We start from the raw sequence: 12137 nt of genomic DNA on the forward strand, positions 1-12137 counted from the left end.
CGGGAGTCGACGGTAGGGGCACTCAGAACGCGAACAGCGCCATGATCGCGGTGGAGCAGACCAGGAGCGGGAGGGCGGTCGGGATCTGGGCCTTGATGGGGCCGTACTGGTCCTTCAGTTCGAGCAGGGTCGCCGGGACGATGTTGAAGTTGGCGGCCATCGGGGTGCACAGGGTGCCGGAGAAGCCGGCCAGCATGCCGAGCGCGAGGACCGCCGGCGGGTTGCCGTGCAGCTGCCCGATGAGGACGGGCCAGCCGATCGCCGCGGTCATCACCGGGAACGCGGCGAACGCGTTGCCCATGATGACCGTGAACAGGAACATACCGACGCAGTACGCGATGACGGCGAGGTACCTGGAGTGGTCCGGCAGGACGTCGTGCGCGATCTTGCCGACCTGGGTGCCGACCCCGGCCAGCGCGAAGATCGAGCCGAGTACGGCGAGGAGCTGGGGCAGCAGCAGGGCGGAGCCCATCGCCTCCAGCATGGAGCGCCCGGAGTGGAGCGGCACCGACAGCTTCCGCTCGCCGGTGACCAGCATGCCGACGACGAGCGCGACGAGACAGCCGACGCCGAGCCCGAGGAGGGTGGCCTTGCCGGTCTCGAACAGTCCGGACGTGTCGAGGAAGGAGGCGCAGACGATGGCGACCAGCGGGATCGTCAGGGCGGGAATGAAGATCCTGCTGCCCAGGCGGGTCGCGGAGGCCTCCCGTTCGTCGGTGCTGCTGGTGACCGGCACGCCCTTGCCGAGGAAGTTGAATCCGGCGAGCACGATCAGGGCGAGGACCGCGACGCCGAGCGGTTCGGCGGGCAGGGTCCAGCCGCCGTTCTTCGCGGTGGCGTTGGCGACGCCGGTGCCGTAGGGGAAGGTGAGGCCGAGCAGGCCCCAGAACGCGGCGGACGTCCACCGCCTGGGGTTGCTGCGGTCGGCGGCCATCTGCGCGGCCATGACGACGAAGACGAGGCCCACCAGCCAGTAGAGCCATTCGACCTTGATCACTTGTTGGACTCCTTCGGCAGCGGCAGATCGTGTTCGGCGGTGGCGAGTGCCATCTCCCGGTGCAACTGCCGGTCCAGGAGCAGCAGGCGGGCACCGTGGACGAGGAAGGCACAGGCGGCGACCGGGATCGCCCACAGGGCCAGCTGGGTCGGTTCGAGGTTCTGGTGGTACGTCGAGTCGACGAAGCCGGTGATCAGGAGGATCGAGCCGATCGCGATGAAGCAGTCCTCGCCGAAGAAGAGGCCCACGGTGTCGGCGGACGCGGCGTAGGAACGCACCTTCTCCCGGAGTCGCTCGGGCAGTGCGGCACCGGTCGAGCGTTCGGCGGCGGCCTCGGCCATGGGCGCGACGAGCGGCCGTACCGACTGCGCGGGACCGCCGATGCTGGTGAGGCCGAACGCCGCGGTGATCTGGCGGACCAGCAGGTAGACGGTGAGGAACCGGCCGGCGCTGAGACCGCCGAGCCGGCCGATGAGCCTGCGGGCCTGTTCGCGCAGGCCGTAGCGCTCCAGGAGGCCGATCACGGGGAGGACGACGGCGAAGACGGTGACCGAGCGGCTGTCGGCGAAGGACCGGCCGAAGGCCGCGAGGACCTCCAGCGGGTTCATTCCGCCGATCAGTCCGGTGAAGACACCGGCGACACCCACCACCAGGACGGGGTTGCGGCGCGTGACGAATCCGAGGATCACCACGACGACGCCGAGGAGAACGATCATGCGGTGGCCTTAGGCGTGAGCGGGCGGGACGCCCGAGCGGCGCGGATCCGGGGGCTCCGGATCCGTGAGGGATGCAGGGACCCTAGGGGATCGTTCAACGATCGAACAAGGGGGCGGTCGGTAAATCAATCCCTTGTCGGATCGTTCAACAATCGCTTAGGTTGTGGGGCGTGATCGACCTCAACGCGGACCTCGGTGAAGGCTTCGGCCGCTGGACCCTCACCGACGACGACGCCCTGCTCTCCGTCGTGACCAGCGCCAACGTCGCCTGCAGCTTCCACGCGGGCGACCCCGCGGTGATGCGGCGCGTCTGCGAGCTCGCCGCCGAACGCGGCGTCCGGATCGGCGCGCAGGTCTCCTACCGCGACCTGGCCGGTTTCGGCCGCCGGGCCATGGACGTACCCGCCGACGAACTGGCGGCCGAGACGGCTTACCAGATCGGGGCACTGCGGGTCTTCGCCCAGGCCGCCGGGGCCGAGGTGGCCTACGTCAAGCCGCACGGCGCGCTCTACAACCGCACCGTGCACGACGCCGAGCAGGCCGCGGCCGTGGTCGAGGGCGTGAAACTGGCGGGCGGCGCGCTGTCGGTGCTCGGCCTGCCGGGCTCGGAGCTGCTCGCTGCGGCCGAGAAGGCGGGACTGACCGCCGTACCGGAGGCCTTCGCGGACCGCGCCTACACCCCGGCGGGCACGCTCGTCTCGCGGCGCGAGACGAACGCCGTGGTGACCGACGAGGAGGCGGTGGTCCGGCGCGCGCTGGCGTTCGCGGTGGACGGTGCGGTCGAGGCCGTCGACGGTACGACGGTCGTCGTGGCCGCCCGCTCCCTGTGCGTCCACGGCGACACCCCGGGCGCCGCCCGGATCGCGGCACGGGTGCGCACAGCCCTGGAGGCGGCCGGGATCGAGGTCGGGGCGTTCGCATGACACAGAGCCGGTCCATGCAGGTGCGCCTCGCCGGGCGGCACGCGCTGCTCGTCGAGCTGCCGGACGCCGAGCACACCGCGGCCTTCCACGCCGAACTCCTGCGGCGCCGCGCGGCGGGCAGCCTGCCGCCCGTCGCGGAGATCGTGCCGGGCGCGCGTACCGTGCTCGTGGATGGTGTCGGCCACCCGGCGGAGCTGGCCCGCCACATCTCCCACTGGGACGTGCCGGCCCGGGCCGCCGACGACAGGGGAGTCGTGGAGATCCCCGTACGCTACGACGGACCCGACCTGGCCCACGTGGCCGCCCTGTGGGGCGTCGCCGTGCACGAGGTCGCCGCCCGGCACTCCGCCCACACCTTCCGCGTCGCCTTCTGCGGCTTCGCCCCCGGCTTCGGCTACCTCACCGGCCTGCCCGCCGAACTGCACGTACCGCGCCGCGACACCCCCCGCACCAGGGTCCCGGCCGGCGCTCTCGCGCTCGCCGGCCCCTACAGCGCGGTGTACCCGCGCGCCACCCCCGGCGGCTGGCAGCTGATCGGAACCATGCCGGACCCGGCACCGCTGTGGGACCTCGGCCGGGAGGAGCCGGCCCTGCTCGCACCGGGGACGCGCGTGCGGTTCGTGGCGGAGGGCGGCACACCGTGACGGCCAAGCTCACCGTCGTACGGTCCGGCGCCCTCACCACGGTCCAGGACCACGGCCGGCGCGGCCACGCCCACCTGGGCGTCCCCCGCTCCGGCGCCCTCGACGCCGCCGCCCTGAGACTGGCCAATCTGCTGCTCGGCAACGCCCCCGGCGCCGCCGTCCTGGAGACCACCCTGACCGGCTGCGCCCTGCGCCCCGACCGCGGTGTGAGCGTCGTGGTCGGCGGCGCACCCTGCCCGGTGCGGGTGGACGGCCGGCCGGTGGCCTGGGGCGTGCCCGTGCGGGTGCCCGCGGGTGCCGTACTCGACGTGGGCGGGGTGACGGCGGGCGTGCGCTCGTACGTCGCCGTCGCCGGCGGCATCGCCGTCGAGCCGGTCCTCGGCAGCCGTTCGACGGACCTGCTCTCCGGGCTCGGCCCGGCGCCGGTGCGCGACGGTGACGTCCTTCCGCTGGGCGCTCCCGCCCGGCAGCCGGCGCTCCCCGACAGCGCTCCCTGGCCCGGGCCGCCGGCCGAACTGACCCTGCCGCTGCGGCTCGGCCCACGCGCCGACTGGTTCACCCCAGGCGCGCTGCGCACCCTCACCTCGGCGACGTACCGCGTGTCGCAGCGCAGCAACCGGATCGGCCTGCGCACCGAGGGCCCGGCGCTGGAGCGGGTGTCGGCGGGCGAGCTGCCCAGCGAGGGCATGGTGCTCGGCGCGGTGCAGGTGCCCCCGGACGGGCGCCCGGTGGTGTTCCTGCACGATCACCCGACCACCGGCGGCTACCCGGTGATCGGCGTCGTCGCCGAGGCCGCCCTGGCGGTTGCCGCGCAGGCCGCGGCCGGTACGCCGATCCGGTTCACCCCGGGGTGACCGCCCGCTGCTGCCCTCCGCCGAACGCCCGGTGGCGGGATGCCGGGCGTTGGTGGTGACGTGCCGGGCGTTCGGGGGTGGGGTGTCGGGCGTTGGTGGTGAGGTGCCGGGCCGTCAGCGGTGACGGGCCTGGCCATCAGCGGTGAGATGCCTGGGCTTCGGTGGTGGGTGATTCTGGAGGGGTGGGTGGTGTCCCAGGCCGTCGGATTCCGGCCGACTACGCCGTCTCGGGCCGCCGGGCGGTACGCGTGACGCTGGTCGCCGCGGCCGGTTTCTACCTCTTCCGCTACGGCCTCGACCGTCCCGTGGCGGCCACCTACGCCCTGTTCGCGGCCGTGGCACTGGGCGGACTCGCCAAGATCCCGGGCACCGGCCGGCAGCGGGCCGCGACGGTGCTCCGGCTGCTGCCGGTGTGCTGGCTGCTGGTCGTCGTCGGCACGTATCTTTCGGTGCGGACCTGGAGCGCCGTCGTCGGCATGCTGGCGGTCGGCTTCGCGCTGGCCTTCGCCGCCGTGGGCGGTCCACGCCCGGCAGGGGCGGCGCCGGGCCTGCAACTCCTGTACATCCTCCCGTCGTTCCCGCCCTACGCCCCCGGCACGCTCGGCGAGCGCCTGATCGGGACGACCACCGGACTGGTCCTCTTCATCGCCGCCGAGGCGCTGATCTTCCCCGAGCCCAGCCCGCCGTCGTACCGGGAACGGGCCGCCCACGCCGTACGGACCGCCGCACACGGCGCGACCCTCCTCGCCGCACCGCCGTACGCCCTGACCGACCGCGACATCCGGGCGGCCTGGGAGGCCGGTTGGTGCCTGCGGTCCCTGACCGTGCCGGAGGCCGAACGGCCGGCCGGTGCGGGGATGCGCGACCGGGCCCTCGCCCACACCGGCCTCGCCACGCGCACGCTCCTCAGCCGCCTGGCGCAACTGCCCGCCGCGCCGTGCGGGCAGCCGGGCCCCGAGGTGACCGCCGTGCTGCAGGCCGTCGCGCGGCTGGCCACCGCGACCGCGGAGTGCCTGGGCGGCGGCCCGTCGTCGGTGGAGCCGTACGAGGACCTGGTCAAGGCCCGTGCACACCTGTCGGCAGTGTCCGCGGGCCCGGCCCCCGCCGGGACTCCGGCGCCCGGAACCGCTCGCCCGCCGGACCTCCCGCCCGCCGTACTGCGCCGGCACGCCGACGTACTGGAGATCGCCGACGCCGCGTTCGCCATGGCCACGGCGGCCGATCTGGCCGTACACGGAAGGCATGCCGCGATCGAGGCCGCGCGAGGCCGGTTCTGGTACGCGGGCACATGGGCGCCTGTCCTGTGGTGGCACCGCCTGCGCGGCCACACCGGGCGCCGGTCGGTGTGCTTCCAGAACGCGGCCCGCATCGCCCTGGCGCTGACCGCGGCGCGGCTCGTGGCCGGGGTGGACACGCTGCCCCATGGATTCTGGGCCACGCTGGCGACGCTCACCCTCACCCGCACCACCATGGACGAGACCTGGGACACTATCCGTCGGGCGCTCGCGGGCACCCTGGCCGGGGCCCTCGTCACCGCCGCGGCGCTCAGCCTGGCCGGGACCGACACCGCCGTCTACGCCGTCGTCCTGCCGGTGTGGATGCTGTTCGCCTTCACGGTGGGGCCGGTCAAGGGCGTCGGCTGGGCACAGGGCCTGTTCACCGTGCTCGTGGCCCTGGTCTTCGCCCAGCTGGCCCCGCCGACCTGGCGGCTGGCGGAGGTCAGGGTGCTGAACGTGCTGGTCGGCAGCGCGATCGGCGCCGTCTTCGGACTGCTGGCCTGGCCGCGCGGCGCCCATGACGAACTGCGTCACGCGACGGCGGAACTCCTGCGCAGGGCGGCCGAGATCGTGGTGGCGACCGGCGCCGCGGTGGCGGGCGGCGGCGCGGTGACCGCGCCGTCCGGGGTGCCGGGACACCACTCGTTGCAGCGCGCGGTCATCCTCGCCGAGTCCGCGTACGCGCAGTTCCAGAGCGAGCCGGCACCGTTCGGCGGCGCGCCGCGCCGGCCCGCTCCGCGCAGCGTGGACTGGCAGGCCACGCTGATGGCGGGGCATCACACCCTGTGGGGTTCCGAACGGCTGTTGGCGCCGCCGCTGACCGGCCTCGGCTCCGTGGCGGCCGATTCGGTCAGCGGGCTGGGGGACCGGGTGGCCGGGCGGATGCTGTTGATCTCGGCGGCGCTGGATCCCGGGTCGGACACCCCGACCGGGCGGATTCCGCTGATCGATCCGGAGCTCGTCGGGTCCGTGACCGAGCCGCCCGGCGCGCCGTGCCTGTACTACGCGACCGAGTCGTGGCTCGACTCGCTGGTGACCGACCTGACACGGATCGCCCGGAGCGGCCCGGAGCACGGTCCGGGCCCGTACCCGTCGTGACCGTGCCGCCGGCTGCGGCCGCAGCCGAGCGCGGCATCGTATGGCCCGTGTCACGGCGGGGAGATCCGGAGCGACATGTTCCGAACCATCGCGCGTGGCTGTGCCGCCGGGGCGGCCGGCACCACCGCGCTGAACGCCGTGTCCTGCCTGGACATGGCGCTGTGCGGCCGGCCTTCGAGCAGCACCCCCGAGGCCGTCGTGGAGAAGATCACCACCAGGGCGGGACACCCAGTCCCGGACGGGGCAGGACGGGACAACCGGCTCTCCGGACCGGGGGCGCTGCCGGGCATCGCCGTACGTGTCGGGACGGGCGCCTTCGTGTCACTGCCGCACCGCGCCGGCCTGCGCCCGCACGCCTGGCTGGGCGCCCTGCTGACCGGAGCCCTGGCGATGGCGCCGGCCGACGCGCCGATCGCCGGCCTCGACATCGGCGACCCGCGCACCTGGTCGCCCGCCGACTGGACCTCGGACGCGATCCCGCACCTGGCCTACGGCCTGGTCACCTGCGGGGTCATCGCGTCTGCGCGAGGACGCGCCGCAGCCAGCGGGTACGGGCCTCGCGGGTGTCCTGGCTGAGCGCCGCCCGTGGCGCGAAGGTGTCGAAGCCGTGGCAGGCACCGGGCCAGACGTGCAGTTCCGCCTGGCCTCCGGCCCGCCAGATCGCCTGGGCGTAGGCCACGGCCTCGTCCCGCAAGGTCTCGGCCGATCCGGCCTCGACATAGGCCGGGGGCAGCCCGGACAGATCGGTCGCGCGGGCGGGAGCCGCGTAGGGCGACACGTCCGCGGCGCCGTACCGGTCGCCCAGCAGCGCCTGCCATGCGGTCGCGTTGGAGGTCCGGTCCCACGTGTCGATGCCGGCCATCTGACGGCTGGAGAACGAGTCGTTTCGGTCGTCGAGCATCGGGCACAGGAGCAGTTGCCCGACCGGGGCCGGCCCGCCCCGGTCCCGGGTGAGCAGGGCGAGGGCGGCGGCGAGTCCGCCGCCGGCGCTCTTCCCCCCGACGACGACACGGCCGGCGTCGAAGCCCAGCTCCACCGCGTGCCCAGCCACCCGGACGAGCCCCGCGTAACAGTCCTCCACCGCCGCGGGATACCGCGCCTCGGGTGCCAGCCGGTACTCGACGGAGACGACGGCCAGCCCCAGGGGAGCGGCCCACTCGCGAAGCAGCCGCGGCAGCACGGACCACGCATTGCCCGTGATCATTCCGCCGCCGTGCATGTAGTACAGCAGGGGCAGCGGTCCGGCGAGCCCCGCGCGCCGTGCCATCACGAGCGTGACGTCCGGCCCGCCCGGCGGCCCCGGCACCCGCAGCTCCTCCACCTCGAAGCGGCCGCCGGCCCGGAGATCCCCCGCGGTCGGCCTGGGGCGCGCGGCGGCATCCCGCTCCCGCCGGGCCGCGAGGTTCTCCGGGGTGAACGGCTCCCTCACGTCATGCCCCAGCTCCGAGAGCGCGACAGCCAGTTCCGGATCGAGCGGGGGCGCGTCCGGGCAGCGGCCGTCGGGGCGGGCCCCACCATGGCTCATCCGGGTTCCCGCGGCCCGTACAGAGCACGGCAGGACTCCGTGGACAGAGCCCAGTAACGGTCGCCGTAGGACCAGTGCCACCACTCGGTCGGGTAGTTGACCAGTCCCACGCTGCTCAGCGCCGCGCCGAGCACGCGCCGGTTGGCCCGGGCGTCGGGACCGATGGTGGCGGCGTCCGTGTAACAAGCGCCGTGGCTCTCCTCAGGGTTGGCGTTCACCCGCGTGCCCATGTCGAGTTCCCGCCCCTCGGCGTCGACGAGCGTGAGGTCCACCGCGGCGCCGGCGCTGTGCGGCGCGATCTCCGGCGGCGACACATACCGGCTCGCGGCCTCGCGCACCCGCGCCGGCGACCAGTCCGGGTGAGCGGTCCGCAGCGTGCCGGCGTACCGCTCGAAGTACCGGCGCTGCAGCGCGGGCGGCCGGTATCCCTCGACGAACAACAGGCGCACGCCGTCCGGGAGGAGTTGCTGAGCCCTGAGAAGACGGATCAGAACCCCTTCGCGCAGATACGCGAACGCCCCCGTCGGTTCCGCCCTGCGCGCATCCACGGCGAGAGAATCCCGCAGCCGGACGTCGACGAGCGGTTCACCGCAGTCGGCCACGGGGACGGCCGCGACCCTTGGATCCGACATCAGCACGATCTCGTTCATGCAGTGATCCTTGCGGATCGTTCCCGCACCAGGTGGCCGCATGCGCCGCCTTGGCCAAAAGCCGCTGGTCCTGGTAGTCATGGCCTGTGCGATTCGAGAGTGTTCCCATGCCGGCGGCGGTCGAGGCACGGCCCCGTGACGCCCGTGGGTATCCGGTGCCGGCGATCACCCCCTGGGAAGGGGAGGAGCCCCGGTTCGCGCTCACCGACTACGACCGCAGCGCCGCGTGCGCGCGCAAGCGTCTGTGCTCGGTGTGCAACCGGGGCATGCCGCAGGGACCGGTGTGGCGGGTGGTCGGCGCCGCGGAGAGCGCGGCCATCGGGGAGGCCCTGGCCGCCGGACGGCCCTACCGCAATCTCGCGCCGACCCTCGAAGGACCGGGCCACCGGGCGTGCATGCTGTACGCCTCGATGGTGTGCCCCTATCTCGCCCGGCCCAACGCCCGGCGCGGCATGTCGGCGGCGGAACCGGACGACATGACCTCGCATGTGGTGCGGGGCGCCGTCCGGGGTGCGCTGGGCGCCGTGGTGGGGTTCGGCGAGTACGAGTACGCCGTCACCGCCGACCGGGTGCTCTTCCGGTTCCTCGACGTCGTCGAGTTCCTGCCGCACGACACCGCCGACGCGCACCTGGACGAGCTGCGGGCCGAGCTCGCCCGGAACGCGAAGTGACCCGCACTCCGCGCCCCGGACACGCCCGGCCCGTTCCCTCGTACGACGTCAGGGGCGGTATGCCGCCAGGCCGGCCGTCGAGGTGACCTTGACCGGATGACCCGTGCCGTCGGCCGGCAGGGTCACGGTGCCGGACGGGGTGCGCACCGCGAGGGTCTTGCCGTCGGGGGACCAGGCCGGCTCGGTGTAGTCGGTCGTGGCGTGCGGTGTGAGGTCCTTGACGTGGTTGCCGTGCATGAAGTCCTCCACGAGCACGTGGTCGTGGCCGGCGACCGAGCGCACGAAGACGACCTCCTCCTCGTTCGGGGACAGCGCCGGCTGTGAGCCCTGAGTAAGCTTGCCGCCCTGCTGGCGCAGGTAGTCGTCACGGATGTAGACGGCACCGGTGTGGTCGTTGGCGTAGACCGAGGTGCCGTAGTGGCCGGCCGCGTTCGGCCAGACGTTGCCGGTCTGCGGCAGCGCCCCGCCCGGACCCGGGTCGCCGTTCAGGGACAGCGTCTTCGGCGTGCCGTGAACGGCCTTGGCGGAGACGTACTTCAGCCGGGACACACCGCCCGCACGCGCCGCGAAGATGAGGTTGTCCTTGGCCGGGATGTTGTACTGGGTGTCCTTCGCGGTCACCTGCCAGGTCGGGTGGGACCAGTTCTGGTTGCCCGGATTCCTGGCGACCACCACACGCCCACTGCCGTCGGGGCTGGCGACGTCCAGGTTGCCCGAGCCGTCCACGAAGGCGGTCTTCTTGCCGTCCGGGGACCAGGCGAGGTCCCGGACGGGCACCCCGAAGTTCACCTTGTGGCCGTTGATCAGCACGTACTTGGTCCCGTTGCTGATGGTCAGGGTTCCGTGCGAGGCGCCGGAGGCGGCGGAGGCACCGCCGGCGCCCAGCAGGGCGGTGCCGGTGACGGCTGCAGCCACGGCGATGGCGGCCGCCATGGTGCGGGTACGGGTGGTCATGTCTGAATTCCCCCAGGAATGTGGACAGGTCGGGTCGTTCGGTCAGACCGAGCTTGGCAGGGACTGATCTTGGAACCGTCAGTTCGGCGTCACAGGGGCGTAACACGGCCCGTCAGAGGGTGGACGCCAGCAGGTCCAGCTCGCTCCCGATCGCTTCCCGCAGCGCGTCGTGCTCCGGACCGAGCCGGAACCGCTCGTCCCGCCACCGGTCCGGCGGATACAGCCATACGGGCTTCCCCACGGCCTCGGGCGACTCCCACGCGAACCTGGGCCAGACGTGGGCGTGCAGGAACGGGTCAGTGTTGCCGAGGATCTCCAGGTTCACCCGGCGGAACGCGGGATCCAGCCGCCGGCAGGCCCGCTCCACGGCCTCTCCGAGCCGGTCCATGTCGGACAGGAACGCCAGCCGCTTGGCCCTCGGCAGGTCGGACAGCCGCTGGACACCCGCTTCGTCCACCAGCAGGACCGAGTAGCCCGGCAGGAACTGCACGTCGCCGATCACCGCGAACCCCGCCTGGAGCCGCCGCAGCACCGTCGGGTTCTCACCCCGCAGAGCAGCCCCGATCCGATCCGTACGCCAGTCGTCACTCATGGCCCCAACCTATGCCCGGCCCGTACAGGCAAGGGTCCTCGGTCGGTCGGTTGCGGGTGCAGCGGGGGCAGGAGTACGAGGCCTGCCGCAGCGCACGGCCCGCCTCCGAGTACCGTGCGGAGCGACCCGCTCATCCGGTCGGCGTGTCCGGTGACCCCGGGCGCGGTCGGGCGGGTCGGCCCCGATTCCCGTCCCGGAAGGTGATCCGCCGATGCCCCAGTCCGCCGTGCCCCCCACCGCAAGCGCGCCGAGCGTCCCGGTCCTCGCCGAGGTCGTCCGCTCCGGATTCGTCGAGGGGCGGCACCGGGGCAGCGTGGTGCTGCTCGCCGCGGACGGCTCGGTGGAGTGGGCGATCGGTGACGCGACGTCCCCCGTCTTCCCTCGTTCCGCCAACAAGCCGATGCAGGCGGCGGGCATGGTGCGAGCCGGCCTCGACCTCGCGGGGGAGCGGCTGGCGCTGGCCGCAGCGAGCCACTCGGGCGAGCCGTTCCACCGCGACCTGGTGCGGGCGATGCTCGACGAGCACGGGCTGACCCCGGACCACCTCCAGTGCCCGCCCGCCCTCCCGCTGGACCAGGAGGAGCAGGAGGCCTACCTGGCGGCCGGCGGCCGACGCGACCGCGTGGCCATGAACTGCTCCGGCAAACACACGGCGATGCTGGCGGCCGCCGCGCTGCGGGACTGGCCGCTGGACTCCTACCTCGACCCTGGCCATCCCCTCCAGCGCCTCATCCACACGGTCGTGGAGGAGGCGGCCGGTGAACCGGTGGCCGCCGTCGGCGTGGACGGCTGCGGGGCGCCGCTGATGGCGATCAGCCTGACCGGCCTGGCCCGGGCCTTCCGCTCCTGCGTCCTCGCCGCGCCCGGCACCCCCGAACGGCGGGTCGCCGACGCCATGCGCGCCCACCCCGAGTACGTCGCCGGCACCCACCGCCACGACACCTGGCTCATGAAGGACATACCGGGCGCCCTGTCGAAGGTGGGTGCGGAAGCCGTACAGGCCCTCGCCCTGCCCGACGGCCGCGCCCTGGCCCTCAAGATCGAGGACGGTGGAGTACGGGCCCTCGGCCCGGTCCTGGCCCGCGCCTTGCGACTGATGGGGGTCACGGCACCGGTCGTGGACCGCATCGGTCGTACGCCGGTGCTGGGCCGAGGACAGGAGGTGGGAGAGGTGCGCGCGGTGTACTGACGCACGCGTTCACTGGCGGCGCGTCAGCTTCCCTGGACAGCGGGGAT

At 73.6% G+C, this 12137-nt stretch carries 13 protein-coding genes; 7 read left to right on the top strand and 6 right to left on the bottom strand.

Features of this window, described 5'->3' with window-relative positions; translation table 11 throughout:
* Positions 1–22: 22 nt before the first annotated feature.
* Entirely contained in the window at positions 23–997 is a 975-nt protein-coding gene (locus SRB17_RS22700; RefSeq protein WP_323376110.1) for a DUF979 domain-containing protein, read from the bottom strand.
* On the bottom strand, positions 994–1713 hold the full coding sequence (locus SRB17_RS22705; RefSeq protein WP_153541647.1) for a DUF969 domain-containing protein: 720 nt from the start codon (positions 1711–1713) through the stop codon (positions 994–996). The genes SRB17_RS22700 and SRB17_RS22705 overlap by 4 nt, the downstream gene beginning before the upstream one ends.
* Before the next feature lie 170 nt (positions 1714–1883).
* Here SRB17_RS22705 and SRB17_RS22710 point away from each other — a divergent pair, with 170 nt between their 5' ends.
* From SRB17_RS22710 to SRB17_RS22730, 5 genes are all read left to right on the top strand, one after another.
* Positions 1884–2636 carry a 5-oxoprolinase subunit PxpA gene (locus tag SRB17_RS22710; RefSeq protein WP_323376111.1) on the top strand — a complete coding sequence of 251 codons (753 nt, stop codon included), beginning with the start codon at positions 1884–1886 and terminating at the stop codon, positions 2634–2636.
* Positions 2633–3280: a 5-oxoprolinase subunit B family protein gene (locus SRB17_RS22715; protein WP_153541651.1), complete on the top strand. Its 648-nt coding sequence runs from the start codon at positions 2633–2635 to the stop codon at positions 3278–3280. Before SRB17_RS22710 ends, SRB17_RS22715 begins: the two co-directional genes overlap by 4 nt.
* Positions 3277–4134, top strand: a complete 858-nt coding sequence (locus SRB17_RS22720) for a biotin-dependent carboxyltransferase family protein (protein WP_194294137.1) — start codon at positions 3277–3279, stop codon at positions 4132–4134. Before SRB17_RS22715 ends, SRB17_RS22720 begins: the two co-directional genes overlap by 4 nt.
* Before the next feature lie 182 nt (positions 4135–4316).
* Positions 4317–6509 carry an FUSC family protein gene (locus SRB17_RS22725; protein WP_323376112.1) on the top strand — a complete coding sequence of 731 codons (2193 nt, stop codon included), beginning with the start codon at positions 4317–4319 and terminating at the stop codon, positions 6507–6509.
* Positions 6510–6584: 75 nt separating this feature from the next.
* A complete protein-coding gene (locus SRB17_RS22730; protein ID WP_153541653.1) occupies positions 6585–7085 on the top strand; it encodes a hypothetical protein in 501 nt (166 codons plus the stop codon).
* On the opposite strand, the gene SRB17_RS22735 is transcribed toward SRB17_RS22730, so the two are convergent.
* Positions 7021–8034: an alpha/beta hydrolase gene (locus tag SRB17_RS22735; protein WP_153541655.1), complete on the bottom strand. Its 1014-nt coding sequence runs from the start codon at positions 8032–8034 to the stop codon at positions 7021–7023. The genes SRB17_RS22730 and SRB17_RS22735 overlap by 65 nt on opposite strands.
* Positions 8031–8684 carry a M15 family metallopeptidase gene (locus tag SRB17_RS22740; RefSeq protein ID WP_153541657.1) on the bottom strand — a complete coding sequence of 218 codons (654 nt, stop codon included), beginning with the start codon at positions 8682–8684 and terminating at the stop codon, positions 8031–8033. Before SRB17_RS22740 ends, SRB17_RS22735 begins: the two co-directional genes overlap by 4 nt.
* A 107-nt stretch (positions 8685–8791) precedes the next feature.
* Between SRB17_RS22740 and SRB17_RS22745 the strand changes: the two genes are divergently transcribed.
* On the top strand, positions 8792–9355 hold the full coding sequence (locus tag SRB17_RS22745) for a hypothetical protein (RefSeq protein WP_153541659.1): 564 nt from the start codon (positions 8792–8794) through the stop codon (positions 9353–9355).
* 48 nt (positions 9356–9403) lie between these two features.
* On the opposite strand, the gene SRB17_RS22750 is transcribed toward SRB17_RS22745, so the two are convergent.
* Positions 9404–10309: a PD40 domain-containing protein gene (locus SRB17_RS22750; RefSeq protein WP_153541661.1), complete on the bottom strand. Its 906-nt coding sequence runs from the start codon at positions 10307–10309 to the stop codon at positions 9404–9406.
* Between the two features lie 112 nt (positions 10310–10421).
* A complete protein-coding gene (locus SRB17_RS22755) occupies positions 10422–10901 on the bottom strand; it encodes an HIT family protein (protein WP_153541663.1) in 480 nt (159 codons plus the stop codon).
* Between the two features lie 211 nt (positions 10902–11112).
* Here SRB17_RS22755 and SRB17_RS22760 point away from each other — a divergent pair, with 211 nt between their 5' ends.
* A complete protein-coding gene (locus SRB17_RS22760) occupies positions 11113–12090 on the top strand; it encodes an asparaginase (protein ID WP_153541666.1) in 978 nt (325 codons plus the stop codon).
* Positions 12091–12137: the final 47 nt, after the last annotated feature.

This window comes from Streptomyces sp. RB17, assembly GCF_009604455.1.
In the GTDB taxonomy this organism is placed as follows: domain Bacteria; phylum Actinomycetota; class Actinomycetes; order Streptomycetales; family Streptomycetaceae; genus Streptomyces.